The 20,970-nt window shown below is 57.6% G+C and carries 15 protein-coding genes and 2 pseudogenes; 10 read left to right on the forward strand and 7 right to left on the reverse strand.

Annotation, left to right across the window (positions count from 1 at the left end; all coding sequences use genetic code 11):
• The 10 genes and pseudogenes from DA792_RS23440 to DA792_RS06840 all read left to right on the forward strand — a co-directional run bounded on the left by DA792_RS23440 (position 1) and on the right by DA792_RS06840 (position 15,213).
• Positions 1 to 1,262 (forward strand): annotated as a pseudogene (locus DA792_RS23440) (carbohydrate ABC transporter permease).
• A 16-nt stretch (positions 1,263 to 1,278) separates the two neighbouring features.
• On the forward strand, positions 1,279 to 2,937 hold the full coding sequence (locus tag DA792_RS06800; RefSeq protein ID WP_107719240.1) for an alpha-glucosidase: 1,659 nt from the start codon (positions 1,279 to 1,281) through the stop codon (positions 2,935 to 2,937).
• 20 nt (positions 2,938 to 2,957) lie between these two features.
• Positions 2,958 to 4,049, forward strand: a complete 1,092-nt coding sequence (locus DA792_RS06805; RefSeq protein ID WP_107719243.1) for an ABC transporter ATP-binding protein — start codon at positions 2,958 to 2,960, stop codon at positions 4,047 to 4,049.
• A gap of 171 nt (positions 4,050 to 4,220) precedes the next feature.
• Positions 4,221 to 5,219: a tellurium resistance protein gene (locus DA792_RS06810; protein WP_107719246.1), complete on the forward strand. Its 999-nt coding sequence runs from the start codon at positions 4,221 to 4,223 to the stop codon at positions 5,217 to 5,219.
• Between the two features lie 162 nt (positions 5,220 to 5,381).
• On the forward strand, positions 5,382 to 6,830 hold the full coding sequence (guaB, locus tag DA792_RS06815; RefSeq protein WP_107719248.1) for an IMP dehydrogenase: 1,449 nt from the start codon (positions 5,382 to 5,384) through the stop codon (positions 6,828 to 6,830).
• Positions 6,831 to 6,920: 90 nt separating this feature from the next.
• Positions 6,921 to 8,104: pseudogene (locus tag DA792_RS06820) on the forward strand (RsmB/NOP family class I SAM-dependent RNA methyltransferase).
• A 322-nt stretch (positions 8,105 to 8,426) separates the two neighbouring features.
• A complete protein-coding gene (locus tag DA792_RS06825; RefSeq protein ID WP_107719251.1) occupies positions 8,427 to 10,721 on the forward strand; it encodes an ATP-binding protein in 2,295 nt (764 codons plus the stop codon).
• A gap of 297 nt (positions 10,722 to 11,018) precedes the next feature.
• On the forward strand, positions 11,019 to 12,098 hold the full coding sequence (gene recA, locus DA792_RS06830; protein WP_107719253.1) for a recombinase RecA: 1,080 nt from the start codon (positions 11,019 to 11,021) through the stop codon (positions 12,096 to 12,098).
• A gap of 172 nt (positions 12,099 to 12,270) precedes the next feature.
• Positions 12,271 to 14,922, forward strand: coding sequence for an alanine--tRNA ligase (alaS, locus tag DA792_RS06835; RefSeq protein WP_107719255.1), 2,652 nt, complete (start codon positions 12,271 to 12,273; stop codon positions 14,920 to 14,922).
• 3 nt (positions 14,923 to 14,925) lie between these two features.
• Positions 14,926 to 15,213, forward strand: a complete 288-nt coding sequence (locus DA792_RS06840) for a DUF1330 domain-containing protein (protein ID WP_009571288.1) — start codon at positions 14,926 to 14,928, stop codon at positions 15,211 to 15,213.
• 45 nt (positions 15,214 to 15,258) lie between these two features.
• On the opposite strand, the gene DA792_RS06845 is transcribed toward DA792_RS06840, so the two are convergent.
• The 7 genes from DA792_RS06845 to DA792_RS06875 all read right to left on the reverse strand — a co-directional run bounded on the left by DA792_RS06845 (position 15,259) and on the right by DA792_RS06875 (position 20,929).
• Positions 15,259 to 15,846, reverse strand: a complete 588-nt coding sequence (locus DA792_RS06845; RefSeq protein ID WP_107719257.1) for a VOC family protein — start codon at positions 15,844 to 15,846, stop codon at positions 15,259 to 15,261.
• 142 nt (positions 15,847 to 15,988) lie between these two features.
• Positions 15,989 to 17,809 carry a translational GTPase TypA gene (typA, locus tag DA792_RS06850; RefSeq protein ID WP_107719260.1) on the reverse strand — a complete coding sequence of 607 codons (1,821 nt, stop codon included), beginning with the start codon at positions 17,807 to 17,809 and terminating at the stop codon, positions 15,989 to 15,991.
• Positions 17,810 to 17,942: 133 nt separating this feature from the next.
• Positions 17,943 to 18,278 carry a DMT family transporter gene (locus tag DA792_RS06855; protein ID WP_107719263.1) on the reverse strand — a complete coding sequence of 112 codons (336 nt, stop codon included), beginning with the start codon at positions 18,276 to 18,278 and terminating at the stop codon, positions 17,943 to 17,945.
• A 12-nt stretch (positions 18,279 to 18,290) separates the two neighbouring features.
• The gene (locus DA792_RS06860) at positions 18,291 to 18,905 is read right to left on the reverse strand and encodes a YitT family protein (RefSeq protein ID WP_107719264.1); all 615 of its coding nucleotides are present in this window, start codon (positions 18,903 to 18,905) and stop codon (positions 18,291 to 18,293) included.
• Between the two features lie 38 nt (positions 18,906 to 18,943).
• Positions 18,944 to 19,567, reverse strand: a complete 624-nt coding sequence (locus DA792_RS06865) for a YitT family protein (RefSeq protein ID WP_107719266.1) — start codon at positions 19,565 to 19,567, stop codon at positions 18,944 to 18,946.
• A 101-nt stretch (positions 19,568 to 19,668) separates the two neighbouring features.
• Complete coding sequence (locus DA792_RS06870; protein WP_107719268.1) at positions 19,669 to 20,223, reverse strand: hypothetical protein; 555 nt, start codon at positions 20,221 to 20,223, stop codon at positions 19,669 to 19,671.
• A 34-nt stretch (positions 20,224 to 20,257) separates the two neighbouring features.
• Positions 20,258 to 20,929 (reverse strand): hypothetical protein, encoded by a 672-nt coding sequence (locus DA792_RS06875; protein WP_107719270.1) that lies wholly within the window; start codon positions 20,927 to 20,929, stop codon positions 20,258 to 20,260.
• Positions 20,930 to 20,970 lie beyond the last annotated feature (41 nt).

Here is a 20,970-nt window from a genome sequence, read left to right on the forward strand (position 1 = left end):
ATGGATAATATTGCCGGCAAAAAGTCCTCCTTGACCTGGGCCGTCCACATCTCTGTGGCGATACTGGTCTTTCTTTGGATGTTCCCGACCGTGGGGCTTTTGGTCTCGTCATTCCGTTCGGCGGATCAGATTTCCGGCTCCGGCTGGTGGAAAGCCCTGTTCCCACAAGAACAGAATGTGATGATCCGCACCTCCGACCCGGAAAAACAGCAACAGATCGACGGCGCCTATGTGATCGAAGGCAACCTGTTTGAACAGGACGGCCTGCCGATTGGCACGGTCTCCGTTTGGGGCACGTCTTCGCGCGACATCAGCGCCTATAAGGCCGGGGACACCGCCGATTTGGGCAAAGATGGTCAATTGACCGTTGCGGAAAACGGCGATTACACCTTGCTCAGCGAGACGGAATTCACCGGGTCGCGGGGGAGCGCGTGTTTTTGACCGCCAAAACGCCGCCAACTTTCACGCTTGAAAACTACAAAACCGTGCTGTTTTCCGGCAAAACCACCGACAATATGGGCAAGGCCTTTCTCAACACCTTCACGGTGACGATCCCGGCGACGGTCATTCCGATTTTGATCGCGGCCTTTGCCGCCTATGCGTTGGCGTGGATGGATTTCCCGGGCCGCGCGTTGTTGATTGCGGCTGTGGTGGCGTTGCTGGTGGTGCCTTTGCAACTGGCGCTCATTCCATTGCTCAGTTTTCACGGCGCAGTGGTGGAGGCGACGATTGCCTTTTTGGGCACGCCGGACCCCGAAAACCTACGCCGCTTTGCCACCGTCAACGGTCTTGGGCGGCTTTTGGGGTTTGCACCAGGTGAGGTTGTGTCCTCCAAAGGCTATCTTGGCGTTTGGATGGCGCATACGGGATTTGGTCTGCCTCTGGCGATCTACCTGTTGCGCAATTACATGGTCGGTTTGCCGAAAGACATCATCGAGAACGCCCGTGTGGATGGTGCGACGGATTTTCAGATTTTCACCAAAATCATCCTGCCGCTGTCCTTCCCGGCGCTGGCGTCTTTCGCGATCTTCCAATTCTTGTGGACGTGGAATGACCTTTTGGTCGCTCTTGTGTTCCTGATCGACAGCTCCGGCGACACCACGGTGATGACCCGCCAAATCGTCGAGCTTTTGGGCACACGTGGCGGCAATTGGGAAATCCTGGCCACCGCGGCCTTCGTGTCGATCGCTGTGCCACTGACTGTCTTCTTCTTTATGCAAAAATATCTCGTCCGCGGCCTGCTGGCCGGGTCTGTAAAATAATCAAAGAGCATCTCGCATGAATGTTATCTCCTCCTCCCCGATGAAACCTTTTACGCGTGAAAAGGATTGGTGGCGCGGCGCTGTGATCTACCAGATCTATCCGCGCTCCTACCAGGACAGCAACGGCGACGGTATTGGCGACCTGTTGGGCATTGTCCAACGTTTGCCCTATATCGCCTCGCTTGGTGTTGACGCGATCTGGATTTCGCCGTTTTTCACCTCGCCGATGAAGGATTTCGGCTATGATGTCTCGGATTACTGCGACGTTGACCCGATGTTTGGTCACCTGTCCGATTTCGACGCGCTGATCGACACCGCGCATCAATATGGCGTCAAGGTTCTGATCGACCTCGTGCTGTCGCACACCTCTGATCAACACCCGTGGTTCAAGGAAAGCCGCAGCTCGCATGACAATGACAAAGCCAATTGGTACGTCTGGGCCGATGCCAAACCCGACGGCACACCGCCGAACAACTGGCTGTCGATCTTTGGCGGATCTGCCTGGCAATGGGACGCCGGGCGGATGCAGTATTTCCTGCACAACTTCCTGACCTCACAGCCGGATTTGAATTTCCACGAACCGCAAGTGCAAGACGCGCTTTTGGACGTGGCCGAGTTTTGGTTACAGCGCGGGGTGGACGGGTTCCGTTTGGACACGATCAACTTTTACACCCATGACGCCGAGCTGCGTGACAACCCGCCGCTCAAACCGGAGGAGCGCCAGTCCAAAACCGCCCCGGCAGTGAACCCCTACACCTGGCAAAACCACATCTATGACAAATCGCGGCCTGAGAACCTTGTGTTCTTGCGCAAGCTGCGCGCAGTGATGGAGCCCCATAATGCGGCCGCCGTGGGCGAGGTTGGCGATGATCAACGCGGGATGGAGATCCTTGGTGAATACACCAAGGGCAATGATCTCATGCATATGTGTTACGCGTTTGAGCTGTTGTCGGGGGACACGCCGTCGCCGTCCTATATCAAAGAGGTGATGGATCATTTCAACGCAGTGGCTGAAGATGGCTGGGCCTGTTGGGCCTATTCCAACCACGATGTGGTGCGTCACGTAACGCGTTGGAAGCTCAGCGCGGCGGGCGCACGCGCCTTTACCACATTGATGATGTGTCTGCGCGGCTCGGCCTGTATTTATCAGGGCGAAGAGTTGGGGTTGCCGGAGGCGGAATTGGCCTTTGAAGACCTGCAAGACCCTTATGGCATCCAATTTTGGCCGGATTTCAAAGGCCGAGATGGGTGCCGCACGCCGATGGTGTGGGAACGCTCGAACCATCACGGCGGTTTTTCCAACTCTGGACAAACATGGTTGCCGGTGAGTGCCGACCACTTGCCATTGTCTGTGGCGCAATCGGAGGAAGAGCCGGGTGCCTTGCTGCATCACTACCGGCGCGCGATTGCCTTTCGCCATGCGCATCAGGCGCTCAAAACCGGCGATATGGTGGATATGCGGGTTGAGGGCACCTGTTTGATCTTCACCCGCAAGAATGATGAAGAAGAGCTGTTTTGTGCCTTCAACCTGTCGGATCAACCGGCCACGTTGGAGACACCAAAGGGCGATTGGTATCAGGTCGGCAGCGAATTGAATTCCGCCTCGCCGATGGAGGACGGAAAACTGCATCTTGGACCGTGGCAACCGGCAATCATGCTGCGCGAAAACATCTAAGGGGCGAGGGGAGAGAGACTATGGCAGATCTGAAACTGGAGAATGTCGCCAAGACCTATGGCGGTAAAGTCGAAGTCCTCAAGGACATCAATCTCGACATTAAAACCGGCGAGTTGATCGTGTTTGTTGGCCCGTCGGGCTGTGGCAAATCCACGCTTTTGCGGATGATTGCGGGCTTGGAAAAAATTTCCGGCGGTACGTTTGAGATTGACGGCGAACGGATGAACGATGTGCCGCCCGCGCAACGCGGCATTGCCATGGTGTTTCAATCCTATGCGCTTTATCCGCATATGACGGTCTATGATAATATGGCGTTTTCGTTGAAAATCGCCAAAAAATCGAAACAAGAGATTGACGCGGCGGTGAGCAAAGCCGCGAAAATTCTACAACTCGACGACTATCTGGATCGTTTGCCAAAAGCACTCTCGGGCGGGCAACGTCAGCGGGTCGCCATCGGTCGCGCCATCGTGCGCGACCCAAAGGTCTATCTGTTTGACGAACCGCTTTCCAACTTGGACGCCGCTCTGCGGGTCGCCACCCGGTTGGAGATCGCTCAGCTCAAAGAGTCGATGCCTGACAGCACCATGGTCTATGTCACCCACGACCAGGTTGAGGCGATGACGCTGGCCGACCGCATTGTGGTGTTGGCCAACAAAGGCATCGCACAGGTCGGTTCGCCCCTTGATCTTTATGAGCGCCCCGACAATGAATTCGTCGCACAATTCATCGGCTCTCCGTCGATGAATCTTTTGCCCGGCGAGATCATCGAGACGGGGACGCAAACTAAGGTCAAGCTCGACGGTGAAGGCATTGCCATTTCCGCGATTCCGACCCAAGCCTCAGACATGGGGCGCCGGGTCAATGTCGGCGTGCGGCCTGAGGACATGGTGCTGACGGATGAATTGGCGATCTTGAACGGCACGGTGGATATCATTGAGGCCCTGGGCGAGGTGACCTTGCTGTATTTCGTACCCGAACGCGGTCAGGAGCCGTTGATCGCGAAACTTCCGGGCATCCACAACAATCTGCGCGGCACCGAGGTCAAACTCACCGCCGATCCCTCAAAGGTCCATCTTTTCGCCGATGGCCTGAGTATGCGCCCCAAAGATTAAGCCATCGAACATGTGGCAAAGGGCAGTCCCCCGTGGGCTGTCCTTTTCCTTGGGGGGCCGTGGTCACAGCCGCCTCTCTGGCCCGCGACAACACGGCGCTGCGCAAGAGCTTCCTCTGAGCCGGGCGGGGTGGTATTCATCCCCTGCAATACTTGCGCGAAAGGCCCGAACATGTCGCAAACTCCGCCCCGCATTATGCCCAAACCGTTCAACACGGCCCCCAAAGGCATTTGGCGCGCCACGCCTCCGGCGATTTTCCCTCCGATCTTGGGGCTTTTGGGCCTTGGCCTTGCTTGGCGCGCTGCGGCCAAAGTCATGCCTGCGCCTGAGTGGATCGGTGAAATGATCTTGGGCGCGGTGTCGCTTTTGTATGTTTTCGCCCTGGTCGCCTATTTCGCCAAAGTCGTGCGCCGTCCGGGCGTTGTGGCCGATGATTTGCGCATCTTGCCGGGGCGGGCCGGGTTGTCCGCCGGGGCGGCGAGCGGGTTTTTGTTTGCGGCTGTGCTTGTGCCCTATTCGGTCGCGCTTGCCAAAACTGTCTTGGTCTTGGCTCTGGCGGCCCAAGTCATCGTGGCGCTGTTGACCATCCGCTCCTTTGCGCTTGGCCCGGTTGAGCAACGCCGGGTCACACCTGTGTGGCACCTGACCTTTGTCGGCTTTATCATCGCGCCGGTTGCCGCCGTGCCCTTGGGCTGGACGGGGCTGTCGCACTTCATTTTTGCCACCACCTTGCCCATTGCCGCCGCGATCTATGTGATCTCCGCCGTGCAATTCGCCAAATCCGACGTGCCGCCGCCCTTGCGCCCGCTCTTGGCCATTCACCTGTCGCCGATCTCGCTTTTTGGCATCGTTGCAACGCTTTTGGGCTATACCACTCTGGCCTTGGCCTTTGCTTGGGTCGGGGTGACGGCCCTTGGTGTCGCCCTTTTGGCGATCCGATATTTGACCAAAGGCGACTTCTCGGCGCTTTGGGGGGCCTTCACCTTTCCCTTGGCCGCTTTTGCCAATCTGATGTTTGCGGCGGCCACACTCGCGCCCCTGCCGTTTCGCGTGATTGGCGGTTTGGAATTGGTCGCGGCCACATTGGTGATCGTCTATATCGCCGCCAAAATCATGCAGATTTGGACCAAAGGCAAACTCTCCAAAGCCACCAACGCGGCCTCTGTTTGAGATCGCAACAGCTTTAAAATTGACGCTATAGGGCCGCCTCCAACCGGAGTGCGGCCCTAAATATTGCGTGATGCGTCACGAAAAACGGCAAAACGCCCTTTCCATAGGGGGGCATCCATGTAATAGGGACGTGCCAAACCGTATCCCCCATGGAGAGACCCGATGGAGATTCGCGAGGCCCTTACCTTTGATGATGTTTTGCTGGTTCCTGCGGCCAGTTCTGTCCTGCCCTCAACGGCAGACACAGGGACATTTGTCACCAAATCAATCCGGTTGAACATCCCTTTGATGTCCTCAGCCATGGACACGGTCACCGAAGGCCGCATGGCCATCGCCATGGCCCAGATGGGCGGGATCGGTGTCATTCACCGCAACCTCGACATCAAACGGCAATCCGACGAAGTGCGCCGGGTCAAACGCTTTGAAAGCGGGATCGTGTATAACCCGATCACCCTGACCGCCAATCAAACCATCGCCGATGCCAAGGCGCTCTGCGCGCAATACAATTTCACCGGCTTTCCGGTGGTGGATGCGGATCGCCGCGTGGTTGGCATTGTCACCAACCGTGACATGCGCTTTGCCACCTCAGATGACACGCCGGTGTCGCAAGTGATGAGTTCCGACAATCTTGCGATCCTGCACGAACCCGCTGATCGCGACGAGGCGATTTCACTGATGAAAGCGCGCCGGATCGAGAAACTCCTGGTCACCGATGCCAATGGGCACCTGACCGGGCTGTTGACCCTCAAAGACACCGAACAAGCCGTGCTGCACCCCTCTGCGTGCAAAGATGATCTTGGCCGGTTGCGCGTTGGTGCCGCGACCACCGTGGGCAACGAGGGTTTTGAGCGCTCTGTGGCGCTGATTGATGCGGGCTGTGACCTCATCGTCATCGACACCGCGCATGGTCACTCTGAAGGCGTGGCGATGGCTGTTGAGCGGCTGAAAAACTACCGCGAAGACGTTCAGGTCATCGCAGGCAACGTTGCCACAGGTGCGGCCACTCAGGCGCTGATTTCGGCGGGTGCGGATGCGGTGAAGGTCGGCATTGGTCCGGGCTCGATCTGCACCACCCGGATGGTCGCGGGCGTGGGTGTGCCACAACTGACCGCCATCATGGATTGCGCCAAGGCGGCGGGCGATGTGCCCGTGATCGCGGATGGCGGCATCAAATTCTCTGGCGATTTTGCCAAAGCCATCGCGGCGGGGGCCTCGGTGGCCATGGTCGGGTCGATGATTGCGGGCACGGACGAGAGCCCCGGCGAAGTGATCTTGTATCAAGGCCGCTCTTACAAAGCCTATCGTGGCATGGGCTCCTTGGGTGCGATGGCGCGCGGTTCAGCGGATCGGTATTTCCAAAAAGACGCGGCCTCCGACAAACTCGTGCCTGAGGGCATCGAAGGCCAGGTGGCCTACAAAGGCCCGGCGGGCGCGGTGATCCACCAAATGGTTGGCGGCTTGCGCGCGGCCATGGGCTACACAGGCTGTGCCACTGTGGCTGAGATGCGCAAAAATTGTGGTTTCGTCAAAATCACCGGCGCGGGCCTGAAAGAAAGCCATGTCCACGACGTGCAAATCACCCGCGAAAGCCCGAATTACCGCGTCGGCTGAGGCGGTTTTCGAGACGATCAAACGGGGGCTTGGCGCAAATTGCGGCACGTCCCCGTTGCTTTTTCATTTGGAACATGTTTTCGCTAGATCATGACACCAGCCGCTCGCCTTTCCGCTGCCATTGAAATTTTGGATGACGTGCTTGTCGGCGAAAATGCCGAACGGGTTCTGACAACATGGGCGCGCGGGCATCGCTACGCTGGCTCGAAAGACCGTGCCGCGATCCGTGATCTGGTGTTTGATGCGATCCGTTGCATGCGCTCTTACGCGTGGCTCGGTGGGGCGGGCGATCGGCCCTCTGGTCGGCAATTGATCCTGGGCGCGTTGCGCGCGGCGGGCACCGATCCCGACACGTTGTTTTGCACCGATCGTTTTGCTCCACGTCCCTTGCACGAGGGCGAACGCGAACATCCTGCGCCGCTTGAAACCGCACCGCGCGGCGTGCGCTTGGATTGCCCGGACTGGCTTTTGCCGTTGTATGACGCCACTTTGGGCACTGATGCGGATGCAGCCCTTGAGCTGTTGCGCCACCGCTCCGACGTGTTTTTGCGGGTAAACCCGCGCAAAGCCAGTTTGGACGCGGCCCGTGAGGCTTTGCAAAAGGACGACATCGACGCCGTGCCGCATCCTCTGTGTGACACGGCGCTTAAAGTCACTCGCAACGCCCGCGCCGTGGCCCGTTCGCAGGCCTATCTCACAGGGTTGGTCGAGATTCAGGACGTAGGATCTCAGGCGATCCTTGATGTTTTGCCGCTGGAACCTGGCCAATCTGTGTTGGATTATTGCGCTGGTGGCGGTGGCAAAGCTTTGGCCATCGGCGCGCGTGCGGATGTGAAATTGACCGCCCATGACAGTGATCCCGCGCGGATGCAGGACATCGCCCCCGCGCATCTCGCGCTGGGATCGACATCGCTTTGGCCCGCACATCCGAATTGGCCAAGGCCTATGATCTGATCCTGTGCGATGTGCCCTGTAGTGGCTCAGGTGCGTTTTCACGCAGCCCTCAGGGCAAATGGGCGCTGACCGAAAGCCGGCTGTCGCATTTGGTGCAAATTCAGGCGGATATTTTGGACGAGGTCGCCCCAAGGGTGCGTCCCGGTGGCCATCTGGCCTATGCCACCTGTTCGCTTTTCAAAGTCGAAAACGACGACCAAGTGGCTAAATTCGCCGCGCGACACCCCGAATTCTCCCTGCGTATGAGCCGGCATGTCAGCCCGCTTGAGGGCGGTGACGGATTTTTCATCGCGGTGTTTCAGCGTGCTGTTGTTCTCTGACCCATTGTTTGGCTCTGAATTGACTTTTAAAAACCCTCATTAGGAGCGGTGAAGGTTAACAATACAACTTTACCGATAGTTTTTCGACGTCTATCCTCCTCCCTACCTCCGCTCTTAAAGCGTCATTAACCAATTCATCGCACAAGAGGGGAGCGGATCGGGATTGAACCGGTCCTTTGGATCGTCTGGGGGCAATTTGCTCCAAAAACAGCGTGTTAAGCACGTAGGTCATTGCGTGCACCGCACGTTTAGAATTGCGTGCACCGCACGTAGGTAATTGCGTGCACCGCACGACAAGGGGGGATTTGTGACGAGTGTCAGTATGACAGCAGGCCCATTGTCGAAACAGGCCGAGCGCCTTGCTCCCTATAGTATGGCCCTTGGTCTCGCGGGGCTTTTGCTCTGTGGCGGGGCGTTGGTCTTGCCGCTGCCACGCTTTGGTCTTTTGGCGTTTGGCACTGGGGCCGTTTTGCTATGGGCTGCCATTCTTGTGTGGGCGCTGACATATCTGCGCGGCTCTGCGCGCAAGCGGGTGCACAACGCCCTGTCGCAATTTGTGGCCAATGATGCGGCACCCTGTTTCACCACAGATCTTGATGGGGTGATCGGCTATGAAAATCCTGCGGCCATCAAACGGTTTGGCGGGCGCGGCGGAGAGACGCTTTTGACCGCGCTTGAGGATTTGTTTGCCGCCCCTGCCACCACTTTGGCGCGGCTGCAATCGCGTGCTTTGGCCAAAGGCGGCGCGCGTGAAGATGTGGTGATGCGCCATGGCCACGTGCGCCTGGGTGTCCATATGATCGGGGAGGATGGGTTTTTATGGCGCTTGGAGGATATGGCCGAAAGGGGCAGCACCTTGGACGGCGAAGCCTTGGCGCTTCCGATGATGACCCTGAGCAAAAACAGCGCGGTCTTGTTCATGAACGAGGCCATGCGTCGCCTGATCGGCCATCGTGAAAAGACCTTGGATCGGGTCGTGACCGACCTGCCGCTGCGCCATGGCGATGTGCATGTTTTGTCCGGCACCCAAGGTCGCGTCTATGCCCGTGTCGCCCAGTTTGAAACGGGCGGGTCTGGCCGTAAAGAAGTGTATTTTTTGCCGGAAAAGACCCCTTCTGTGGGCGAATGGGATGCGTTCGATGCGCTGCCTGTTGCGCTTTTGAAAGTCTCTGTCGATGGTCGCATTTTGCAATCCAACCGACCGGCGCGCGAACTTTTGTCCATCATGGCCCATGATCAACTCAGCCTCGGCGATCTGGTCGAAGGGCTGGGGCGGCCTGTTCAGGATTGGGTCACAGATGTCGCCATGGCACGGGCGCGCAAACCGGAATTTGTCCGCGCCGCACGGCCACAAAACGATACGTTTTTGCAAATCACCCTGAGCCGGGTGGAGGGGGCGAGCGATGAGATTGAATTGATCGCGGTGCTCTCAGATGCCACCGAGCTCAAATCGCTTGAGGCGCAATTTGTCCAAAGCCAGAAAATGCAGGCCATCGGCCAATTGGCGGGCGGTGTCGCGCATGATTTCAACAACCTGTTGACGGCCATTTCGGGCCATTGTGACCTTTTGCTGCTGCGTCATGACAAATCCGATCCCGACTATGGCGATCTGGTGCAAATCCATCAGAACGCCAACCGAGCCGCTTCTTTGGTCGGCCAATTGTTGGCGTTTTCGCGCAAACAGACCCTTAAGCCCGAGGTGATCGACCTGCGCGATACCCTGTCTGATCTCACCCATTTGCTGAATCGGTTGGTGGGAGAGAAAGTGACCCTCACCCTTAGCCATGACGCGGGCCTGTTGCCGATCCGGGTCGATAAACGTCAACTCGAACAGGTGATCATGAATCTCGTGGTCAACGCGCGCGATGCCATGCCGTCAGGCGGCGAGATCAAGGTCGAAACCCGTAACGAAGTGCTGCGCCAAGCCTTTACCCGAGATCGGGCCACGGTGCCTGCGGGCGAATATGTTGTGGTCAGCGTCACGGACCAAGGCGTGGGTATTCCGCCGGAGCGGTTGCAAAAAGTGTTCGAGCCGTTTTTCACCACCAAACGCACGGGCGAGGGCACTGGTCTTGGCCTGTCCACCGCCTACGGGATCATCAAACAAACCGGGGGCTTTATCTTTTTGGACTCCGTTGTTGGTTCCGGCACCGCCTTTACCATCTTTCTGCCGGCGCATACCGCTCGGGCCGAGGCGGTGGTCGAGGCCGCAAACAAACCGATCCCAGATGCGACGGTGTCCAACGAGCGTGGTTCTGGTGTGATTCTTTTGGTCGAAGACGAAGCACCCGTGCGCGCCTTTGCTTCGCGCGCTTTGCGGTTGCGGGGCTATACGGTGATTGAGGCGGAAAATGCCGAAGAGGCATTGGACACACTCGAAGACAGCAGCCTGCACATTGATGTGTTTGTCTCTGATGTGATCATGCCGGGGATGGATGGGCCGAGCTGGGTCTCGGAGGCGCTCAAAACCCGGCCCGACGTGAAAGTGGTGTTCGTCTCAGGCTATGCCGAAGACCATTTCACCGAACAGCAGGCGCGCATCCCCAATTCGGTGTTTTTGCCCAAACCGTTCTCTCTGTCGGAATTGACCGCGACCGTTCAGGCACAGTTTTACTAAGAGGTGAGGGGCTGTTCCTTTGAGCCTTTCGAAAAAATCATTTTCAAACAAACGCTTATTCACTGAGTGACATTATTTTCAGCGTCTCTGTCATGGTAAACGGTTTGTTAAATATTGGCGGTGCATTTTATCTTTAGGCTTGGAATGTTAAGAATTGAGTTGAAATGTTCTCTTTTTGTCCCCATAAGTGTCCGTGAGAACAAGAGGCGAACAAGAACAGTCCCCAGACCGCCGCATGAGGTGACAGATTTGCACCCGTTGCCGCGCGAGATCAGGTGTGAAATAAGGAAGTGAACAATGGCTACGGCGGCGAACATGACCAAAAAAGATGGCGAAAAGCAAAAGGCACTCGACAGTGCGCTGGCGCAAATTGAGCGGCAATTTGGCAAGGGCTCGATCATGCGTCTCGGCGCGGACAACCCGGTGCAAGAGATTGAATCCACCTCGACGGGGTCGCTTGGTCTGGACATCGCGCTTGGCATTGGTGGCATTCCGAAAGGCCGGATCGTTGAGATTTACGGCCCGGAAAGCTCGGGTAAAACCACTCTGACGCTGCATTGTGTCGCTGAAGAGCAAAAGAAAAACGGCGTCTGCGCTTTTGTTGATGCCGAACACGCGCTTGACCCGATCTATGCCCGCAAGCTGGGTGTGAATCTGGACGAGCTGCTGATTTCTCAGCCAGATACAGGCGAGCAAGCGCTTGAAATCGTGGACACTTTGGTGCGTTCTGGCGCGGTGAGCCTTGTGGTGGTCGACTCGGTTGCGGCCTTGACGCCGAAATCTGAACTTGAAGGTGACATGGGCGACAGCTCGGTTGGCGTACACGCGCGTTTGATGTCTCAGGCGATGCGCAAACTCACCGGCTCAATCTCGCGCTCCAAATGCACCGTGATTTTCATCAACCAAATCCGTATGAAAATCGGTGTGATGTTCGGATCGCCCGAAACCACAACCGGCGGCAACGCGTTGAAATTCTACTCTTCCGTGCGTCTGGACATTCGCCGCATTGGCGCGATCAAGGACCGTGACGAGGTGGTCGGCTCTGAAACCCGTGTCAAAGTCGTCAAAAACAAAGTCGCTCCGCCGTTCAAACAGGTGGAATTCGACATCATGTATGGCGAAGGCATTTCCAAAACCGGCGAACTTTTGGACCTGGGCGTGAAAGCGGGCGTGGTCGATAAATCCGGCGCGTGGTTCTCCTACGGCGATGAGCGCGTGGGGCAGGGCCGTGAAAACGCCAAACGCTTCCTGAAGGAAAATCCCCACATCGCTCTTGAGATCGAAGATAAAATCCGTGCGGCGCATGGGTTGGATTTTGATCTGGGCGCGGAGTTTTCCCATGACGACATCGTCGATGACGAGGGCGACGACGCATAAGAGCGCATTCGGGCCGTCACCGCCCACATAAGTTTCAAGTCAATAAGGGCCGGAACCATCGCGTTTCGGCCCTTTTCCTCTGCGCGGTTATGGACAGGATCGCACAGGGGCGGTAAACCGTCCAGAACGCCACATTTGGCGACCCAAAAACGCCTGTAAGGATGAGCCCAACATGCCCAGCGTGAACGATATCCGCTCCACCTTTCTCAACTATTTCGAACGCAACGGCCATAAGGTTGTGGACAGTTCGCCGCTTGTGCCGCGCAACGATCCGACGTTGATGTTCACCAACTCCGGCATGGTGCAGTTTAAGAACTGTTTCACCGGGGTGGAGAAACGGGATTACACCCGCGCAACCACGGCGCAAAAATGCGTGCGCGCTGGCGGCAAACACAACGATCTCGACAATGTCGGCTACACTGCGCGCCACCACACGTTCTTTGAGATGCTGGGCAATTTTTCCTTTGGCGATTACTTTAAAAACGAGGCAATCCCCTTTGCTTGGGAGCTGATCACCAAGGATTTCGACATCCCGAAGGACAAACTCTACACCACCGTTTATCACACCGATGACGAGGCGTTTGAGATCTGGAAAAAGGTTGGCGTGCCGGAAGAGCGGATCATCCGCATCGCCACCTCCGACAACTTTTGGCAGATGGGGGACACGGGGCCGTGCGGGCCGTGTACAGAGATTTTCTATGATCATGGCGATCATATTTGGGGTGGCCCTCCGGGCAGCCCAGAGGAAGATGGCGACCGGTTTATTGAGATCTGGAACGTCGTGTTCATGCAAAACGAGAAGTTTGCAGACGGCACGATGACCGAGCTCGACATGCAGTCGATTGACACCGGCATGGGGCTTGAGCGCATTGCGGCGTTGTTGCAGGGCAGCCACGACAACTACGATACCGATCTGATGAAGGCGCTGATCGAGGCTTCAGCGCATGCCACGTCCATTGACCCTTATGGCGACAAAAACATCCATCACCGGGTGATTGCCGACCATTTGCGGTCGACCTCTTTCCTGATCGCCGATGGTGTGATGCCGTCCAATGAGGGCCGTGGGTATGTGCTGCGCCGGATCATGCGCCGCGCTATGCGCCATGCGCATTTGTTGGGCGCGAAAGATCCGATCATGTACAAGCTGGTGCCAGAATTGGTGCGTCAGATGGGCGAGGCCTACCCGGAATTGCGTCAAGGTCAGTCGATGATCGAAGAGACGCTAAAACTGGAAGAAGCACGCTTTATCAATACGTTGGATCGCGGTCTGAAGCTCCTGGATGAGGAGGTGTCGGGTCTTGCAGAGGGCGTGAACCTGCCGGGCGAAGCGGCGTTCAAACTTTATGACACCTATGGTTTCCCGCTTGATTTGACCCAAGACGCCCTGCGCGAACAAGGCCGCGCGGTGGATACCGCTGGCTTTGACGCCGCCATGGCCGAGCAAAAAGCCAAGGCCCGCGCAGCCTGGTCCGGGTCGGGTGAAACGGCCGATGCGACCGTCTGGTACGACATTGCCGAAGAGCATGGCGTCACCGAATTTTTGGGTTACGACACCGAGACCGCCGAAGGTCAGGTGCTGGCGCTGGTCAAAGGCGGCGCTGGGGTCTCCTCAGCGACGGCGGGCGACGAGGTTATGGTCGTGGTCAACCAAACGCCGTTTTACGGTGAAAGCGGTGGCCAAGTCGGCGACATGGGGTTGATCCGCGTTGATCGCGGATCGGTCGATGTGACCGACACGAAAAAAGTGGCTGGCGTGTTCATTCACATCGGCAAAGTCACCACGGGTGAGATCAAAACCGGGCAGGCGGCAGAGCTGATCGTTGATCATGCCCGCCGCACCGCGATCCGCGCCAACCACTCCGCCACGCACCTGTTGCACGAAGCGCTGCGCGAAACGCTGGGCACACATGTGGCACAGCGCGGGTCATTGAATGCGCCGGATCGGCTGCGGTTTGACTTTAGCCACACCAAGGGCCTGAGCGCCGAAGAGCTGCGCAAGGTTGAGGAGGATGTGAACGGCTACATCCGTCAAAACACCCCGGTTGAAACCCGGATCATGACGCCAGATGACGCCCGAGCACTTGGCGCACAGGCGCTCTTTGGCGAGAAATACGGCGACGAAGTGCGCGTGGTCTCCATGGGCCGCGCCGATACGGGCAAAGGCGCGGATGGCATGACCTATTCGCTCGAACTGTGTGGCGGCACTCATGTGAAACGCACCGGTGACATCGGCCTGTGCGTGATCTTGGGCGACAGCGCCTCAAGTGCGGGCGTGCGCCGGATCGAGGCGCTCACGGGCCAAGCGGCATTGGATCATCTGGCCGAGGCTGCGAACCGGGCTGAAGTGATCGCAGCCGCGCTCAAAACGCCGGTGAGCGAAGTCGTTGAGCGGGTCAAAACGCTGGCCGAGGAACGCAAGAGATTGGAACAAGAGGTGGCCAATCTCAAACGCGAATTGGCCATGGGCGGCGGGGCCAAAGGCGCGGTCGAGGCCAAAATGATCAATGGCATCCCCTTCCTCGCGCAAGCGCTGCAAGGCGTCTCCGGCAAAGACCTGCGAGCCTTGATTGATGCCCACAAAACCAACCTCGGTTCTGGCGTGATCTTGTTGATCACCGACGAGGACGGCAAGGTCGCCGTGGCCTGTGGCGTCACCGATGATCTGACCGCAAAAGTCTCTGCGGTCGACGTGCTTAAGGCGGCTGTGCCTGCCGTTGGCGGCAAAGGTGGCGGTGGCCGGGCGGATATGGCGCAGGGCGGGGGCAAGGATTTCTCCGGTGCCGAGGCTGCCATTGCCGCCGCTGAAACTCTGTTGAAAGGATAAGATATGCCAGCCCTTTGGATCGCCCATGTGACCGTCACGGATGAAGAGGCTTATGGCAAATATGCCAAGCTTGCCGGCCCTGCCATTGCCAAACATGGCGGCAAATTCATCGCCCGCGCTGCACGCTATGTTCAGCTTGAAGGCAAAGATCGCCCTCGCAATGTTGTGGCGAAATTTGACACGGTGGAAGCGGCGGTCGCTTGTTACCATTCGCCCGAATACCAAGAGGCGTTGAGCCATGCCAAAGGCGCGTCTGAGCGCGAGCTTTTGGTGGTTGAGACCGAAGAGTAATCGGAACACAGTTGATGACGCGGCGCGGGGAGGCCCCGCGCCGTTTTATTTGGAATACGGGTTTTTCGGCCCGCGATCCTCAGACAGAGTCTGTGTGCGCTCACGCACCAGAGCCTCAATCGCATCGGTCAGATGTTCGGTGTCGATGTGATCATCGCCCGCCGCCACGCGGATCACATGAGCGCGGTGCAACACGTCGGTGTGGGTAAACCCCAAAGGCGGCTCAAAGCGGTAGCTGGCCAGTTCCACCAACATCCCATTCGGTTCGCGGAAATAGATGCTGTCCATAAAGCCGCGATCTTTCGGGCCAGAATGGGTGATCCCGCGCGCATCCAGTCGCGCAACGATGTGATCGAAACTGACTTTCGAAACATTGAAGGCCAAGTGATGCAAAGAGCCGGGGCCTTGGTCAATCCGGTGGCGGCCAGGTGTGCGATCCTCTGAGGTGAAGACGGTGATCAACCGGCCATCACCGGGATCAAAATACAGATGGCCTTGTTTCGCATCATCGAGATTGGGTTGTTCAAAGACAAAGGGCATGCCCAACACGCCCTCCCAGAAATCAATCGAGCTTTGCCGGTCCGCGCCGGTGATGGTGATGTGGTGCACACCTTGGGTTTGGATTTTTTTCATACGATGATCCTCCGTTTGACCACCATATAGGAAATTCCTCCCTTTGGCGCAGTCCCCGTGGCCGCACAGAGACTGCGCGCCAAAGCAAAAGGCCCGCGTTTTCACACGGGCCTTTGTCATCAGTATGAAACGTCTAAGCTGGTTAGGCTTTGGACGATTTCGCGTGGCGCTTGCGCTCGTTCGGATCGAGGTAACGCTTGCGCAAACGGATCGCTTTCGGCGTCACTTCGACCAGCTCGTCATCGTCGATATAGGCAATCGCCTGTTCCAAGGACAGCGTCACCGGGGTGGTGAGGCGCACGGCCTCATCGGTGCCCGACGCACGGACGTTGGTCAACTGTTTGCCCTTGAGCGGGTTCACTTCGAGGTCATTGTCACGGCTGTGCTCGCCAATGATCATGCCCTGATAGACATCGGCCTGAGCGCCGATAAAGAAGTGACCGCGATCTTCGAGTTTCCACAAAGCGTAGGACACGGCCTGACCGCTGTCCATGGAGATCAAAACGCCCTGACGACGACCCGGGATGTGGCCTTTATAAGGGGCCCAATCGTGGAACACGCGGTTCAAAACGCCGGTGCCGCGGGTGTCGGTGAGGAATTCGCCGTGATACCCGATCAAACCGCGCGACGGCACATGCGCGATGATGCGCGTTTTGCCGTTTTGCTGTTTCATCTCGGTCAGCTCGCCTTTGCGCACGCCGGTCAGTTTTTCGATCACTGCGCCGGAGTATTCGTCATCCACGTCAATGGTGACTTCTTCGATCGGCTCAACTTTGACACCGTCGAGTTCGCGCATCAAAACCTGCGGGCGGGAGATCGACAGTTCGAACCCTTCACGGCGCATGTTCTCAATGAGAACGCCCATCTGAAGCTCGCCACGACCGGCAACCTCAAAGGCTTCGCCGCCGGGGGTGTCGGTGACTTTGATAGCCACGTTGACTTCGGCTTCTTTCATCAAACGGTCACGGATGACGCGCGATTGCACCTTTTTGCCATCGCGGCCCGCCAGCGGGCTGTCGTTGATGCCAAAGGTGACGGTGATGGTGGGCGGGTCAATCGGCTGTGCTTCGAGTGGCGCGTCTACTTCGAGGGCACAGAGCGTATCCGACACGGTGGCTTTCGACATGCCCGCGATGGAGACGATGTCGCCTGCGATGGCTTCAGGAATTTCCTGCATGCCAAGGCCACGAAACGCCTGAATTTTCTTGACCTGGAATTGTTCGATCTTTTGACCGTTGCGGGTCAGCGCCTGAATGGTCGCGCCGGTTTTGAGCGTGCCGGTTTCAACCCGGCCAGTCAGAATGCGGCCCAAGAACGGGTCAGCGCCCAAAGTGGTGGCGAGCATTTTGAAGGGCTCGTGCTGATGCTTGAGCTGACGCGGGGCAGGGACGTGGTTGAGCACGAGGTTGAACAGCGCGTCCAAATTTTTGCGCGGCCCGTCGAGTTCCGTGTCACACCAGCCAGAGCGGCCAGAGGCATACAGATGCGGGAAGTCGAGCTGATCGTCATCGGCATCAAGCGAGGCGAAAAGATCGAAACACTCATCGAGTGCGCGATCCGGCTCGGCGTCCGGTTTGTCGACTTTGTTGAGAACCACGATCGGACGCAGGCCAAGAGCCAGCGCTTTCGAGGTCACGAATTTGGTTTGCGGCATCGGGCCTTCGGCGGCATCGACCAGCAACACAACCCCGTCCACCATGGACAGGATGCGTTCGACTTCGCCGCCAAAGTCGGCGTGGCCGGGCGTGTCGACGATGTTGATGCGGTGGCCTTTCCACTCGACCGAGGTGGCTTTGGCGAGAATGGTGATCCCGCGCTCGCGCTCCAGGTCGTTGCTGTCCATAGCGCGTTCAGTGGTGGACTGATTTTCGCGGTAGGTGCCCGACTGTTTCAGAAGCTCATCGACGAGCGTCGTTTTGCCGTGGTCAACGTGGGCGATGATGGCGATATTGCGAAGATCCATAGGGTGCGGTTTCCGTGTGAGGTATGTCTTGCGCGGGGGCCTACCCGGCCCGGCGACAAAACACCAGCTTTAAAGCACCAGAGCGGTGAAAAACCCGCATTTGGCGCTAAAAATGCTTATGAATTGGGAAGGGTCAATGGGTCACAGTTTTTGAGAACACATTGATCACGAGAACCCCGGCGAGGATAAGGGCCATGCCGAGGACGGCGGGGAGGTCGATTTTTTGACCAAAAGCGACAAGTCCGATGAGGGTGATCAGGACGATGCCCAGCCCGGACCAGATGGCGTACACGATACCGACGGGCATGACTTTGAGCGTGTGCGATAGAAAATAGAACGACAGGCCATAGCCGATGACCACGATGGCCGAAGGGATGAGTTTGGTAAACTGATGCGAGGCATTGAGCGCGGTTGTGCCGATGACCTCGGAGACGATGGCCGCCAAGAGGAAGAGATAATGTTTGGGCATATTGATCCCTCCTTACATTGCAATATAGCGGTCGCGGCGGTGGTTGATCGCGATCACAAGGTTGACGACGACTGCACCGAGCAAGGAATAGAGCACCTGTGGCAACGGCAAGATGAAGGCGGCGACGGCAAAGAGACAGGCGTCAAAGGCCAGTTGGACATAGCCCGCTTTGAATTTGGTCGCGTCTTGCAGGTAGAGCGCCAAAATGCCGATCCCGCCCAGCGAGCCGCCATGCCGGAAAATCGCCATCAACCCCGCGCCGGTCATAAAGCCCAGCATGATCGCCCCAAACACCGGGTTGAGCGTTTCAAAGGAGACGAAATGCGGGAAAATTTCAGAGAAGACCGAAATCAGCGCCACGCAGGCAAAGGTTTTCAGAACGAATTTGAGGCCCATGCGTTTGTAGCCAAACCAATAGAACGGCAGGTTCACCGCAAAGAACACCCAGCCAAAAGGCAATTTGAACATATAGGAGATCAACAGCGCCAGACCGGCGGTTTGCCCGGTCACCAGCCCCAGATCGCGCAGCATCACAAGGGCAAAGGCGCACATGGCGGTGCCGAAAATAAACCCCTGCGCATCTTCGAGTAGGCTGTGTGTGTCGGCTTTTTGATCGGCGGTTTGCATGCGTGTCCTCGGGGCTTTTGACGGCCCTGATGCGGACCTCAACTGGCGATATATCTGTCGCGGCGGTGATTAAAGGCGATCACACCATTGAGGATCACCGCGCCCAAGAGGGAATAGAGTACGCGAGACGGTTCGAAAAGGAAGAAAGCCACGGCAAACAGCACAGCATCAAAGCAAAGTTGCACAATCCCGGCGCGGATGCCGTATTTATCCTGTGCATAGAGCGCAACCACGCCCAATCCGCCCAGCGACCCTTTGTGGCGAAACGTGCCCAAAAGCCCGTATCCAGTAAGGATGCCAAAGGCGACGGTGCCAAACACCGGGTTGAGCGTGTCAAACGACATCCATTTGGGAATCACCGCGACAAGGATCGACAGTGCCGTGACGCAAAGCGCCGATTTGATGGTGAATTCCTTGCCCATGCGAAACCAGGCGAGGGCGTAAAACGGGATGTTGATCAGCCAAAACACCCAAGAGAAGGAATAGCCGGTGAGATATGAGATCACCAAAGCCAAGCCCGCCGTCTGGCCGGTGATGAACCCGAGCTGGGCGATGATGGTCAACCCTATGGCGGTGGTGATCAGCGCGATGGAGAACCCTTGGAGGTCCTCGAACAGCGTGTGTTTCGCCGGGTTTTGCGGAATGGGAAAGGGTGCGGGCATAGCTGACATGTAGGACAGGAATGCTGACCTGTCTAGCATAAAATGCTCGCCTTGGTGTCCCAAAGAAACGGGGCAGGGCGCCTGCCATAAAAAGCGGCAGATCAGCCAGACTGCGCCATAAACCCAAGCAGAGATTGCGCCAAAGCGGGCGGTGGCGTGGCGCGGGACGGCACAGCCTGTGCCTTGGCCCGATCCGCTTGGGCTTGCGCGTGGATCTCCTCAAGCCGGTCCAGACTCTTTTGGGCAACTTCGATCGGATCTCCGGCCCGCCGTGACATTTCGATCTGAAATTTGAATGAGGCGATGACATCGCTTTTCTGCGTGCCATCGAAAGAGGGGCTGTTGGTGATCCCGGCCTGATAGAGGCAATTGCACAGATGCTGTTGAAACCGCGTGCCACGGGTTTCGAGCATCATCATGTCGCCAAACTCATAGATCCCGGCCTCACGCAGCCGGTCTGTCATTTCGTCGATCTCATCGGGCGAGATATGGGTCAAATCATAGTCGGCATAGATCGCCTCTGCCGTGGGGGCAGACGGTTGATCGGTGAACCCGCTGCGCTCCGTTGTGTGCGTGACTGGGGCCTGCGGTCCTGACGTGGCGCTGGCTGTTTGGACGGAGAGGCTGGTTTGGGGGAAATTGGGGGCGATCAACATGGGCTGCCTTTCGTCAGAATTTCGTCAAGAGAGGTCATTCAATCCAAAGCCTCTGGGCCTGAAACAACACAAGCGTCTCTGCCATCTGCGCCGAAGGCCCGGTGGGGGCCGCGGCAGAGGGGCGCTTCATATGCGCCGCCTCCAATTTGGCCAACTGACTGTCAAGCCGTTCGGTGGTTTGGCCATAACGGTGGGCCAAATCGCGCTCGGAGCGGGTCTTGGCCAAAAGATCCATCGGTGCCTCCGCGTCGAAACCGCTGTTCGTCTCATACCCCAACACATTGGCGCGGCTTTCCATCTCGGTGCGGTAGGTCGCGCCTTGACGCTCCAACCCCATGAGAAAGCCAAGATCGTCAAACCCCGCCGTTTTCAACTCGGAGGTCATCTGATCAATTTCGGTCGCCGAAATTTGGGTCAGCTCGTAGCGGGCAAACACCGCATTCGCAGCCGAGGCTTTGGATTTTGCGGTGGCTTTGGCGGTCTCTGCCGCGCTGTCGATCGTGCTTTTTGTGGGTGCAGGTGAGCCAGTTTGGCGAGGCTTTTCAGGGGCTTTTTGATCTTGGACCGGGCCCGCCGTTTGAGCGTTGTTGTCAGACAAAGCCGAGGCCCCGTTCCCCTCCGGCGTGGCGGAGGGTGAACGGAGCGCCTGTTGCTCTTGCGCGCGACCGATGAGGGCCGCAGATGTATAGGCAGATGCCAACTGCATGTCGGAAACCTTCTGTTCTCCGTTTGAGACAGGGTTTAGAC

It is taken from the genome of Celeribacter baekdonensis (assembly GCF_003047105.1).
In the GTDB taxonomy this organism is placed as follows: domain Bacteria; phylum Pseudomonadota; class Alphaproteobacteria; order Rhodobacterales; family Rhodobacteraceae; genus Celeribacter; species Celeribacter baekdonensis_B.

Excerpts from the sequence above, each read along its gene's own strand:
- DA792_RS06805 (WP_107719243.1), top strand. The coding sequence starts at position 2,958 with ATGGCAGATCTGAAACTGGAGAATGTCGCCAAGACCTATGGCGGTAAA.
- DA792_RS06840 (WP_009571288.1), top strand. The coding sequence starts at position 14,926 with ATGCCAGCCCTTTGGATCGCCCATGTGACCGTCACGGATGAAGAGGCT.
- DA792_RS06810 (WP_107719246.1), top strand. The coding sequence starts at position 4,221 with ATGTCGCAAACTCCGCCCCGCATTATGCCCAAACCGTTCAACACGGCC.
- alaS (WP_107719255.1), top strand. The coding sequence starts at position 12,271 with ATGCCCAGCGTGAACGATATCCGCTCCACCTTTCTCAACTATTTCGAA.
- DA792_RS06845 (WP_107719257.1), bottom strand. The coding sequence starts at position 15,846 with ATGAAAAAAATCCAAACCCAAGGTGTGCACCACATCACCATCACCGGC.
- DA792_RS06865 (WP_107719266.1), bottom strand. The coding sequence starts at position 19,567 with ATGCCCGCACCCTTTCCCATTCCGCAAAACCCGGCGAAACACACGCTG.
- guaB (WP_107719248.1), top strand. The coding sequence starts at position 5,382 with ATGGAGATTCGCGAGGCCCTTACCTTTGATGATGTTTTGCTGGTTCCT.
- DA792_RS06870 (WP_107719268.1), bottom strand. The coding sequence starts at position 20,223 with ATGTTGATCGCCCCCAATTTCCCCCAAACCAGCCTCTCCGTCCAAACA.
- recA (WP_107719253.1), top strand. The coding sequence starts at position 11,019 with ATGGCTACGGCGGCGAACATGACCAAAAAAGATGGCGAAAAGCAAAAG.
- typA (WP_107719260.1), bottom strand. The coding sequence starts at position 17,809 with ATGGATCTTCGCAATATCGCCATCATCGCCCACGTTGACCACGGCAAA.
- DA792_RS06855 (WP_107719263.1), bottom strand. The coding sequence starts at position 18,278 with ATGCCCAAACATTATCTCTTCCTCTTGGCGGCCATCGTCTCCGAGGTC.
- DA792_RS06825 (WP_107719251.1), top strand. The coding sequence starts at position 8,427 with ATGACAGCAGGCCCATTGTCGAAACAGGCCGAGCGCCTTGCTCCCTAT.
- DA792_RS06875 (WP_107719270.1), bottom strand. The coding sequence starts at position 20,929 with ATGCAGTTGGCATCTGCCTATACATCTGCGGCCCTCATCGGTCGCGCG.
- DA792_RS06800 (WP_107719240.1), top strand. The coding sequence starts at position 1,279 with ATGAATGTTATCTCCTCCTCCCCGATGAAACCTTTTACGCGTGAAAAG.
- DA792_RS06860 (WP_107719264.1), bottom strand. The coding sequence starts at position 18,905 with ATGCAAACCGCCGATCAAAAAGCCGACACACACAGCCTACTCGAAGAT.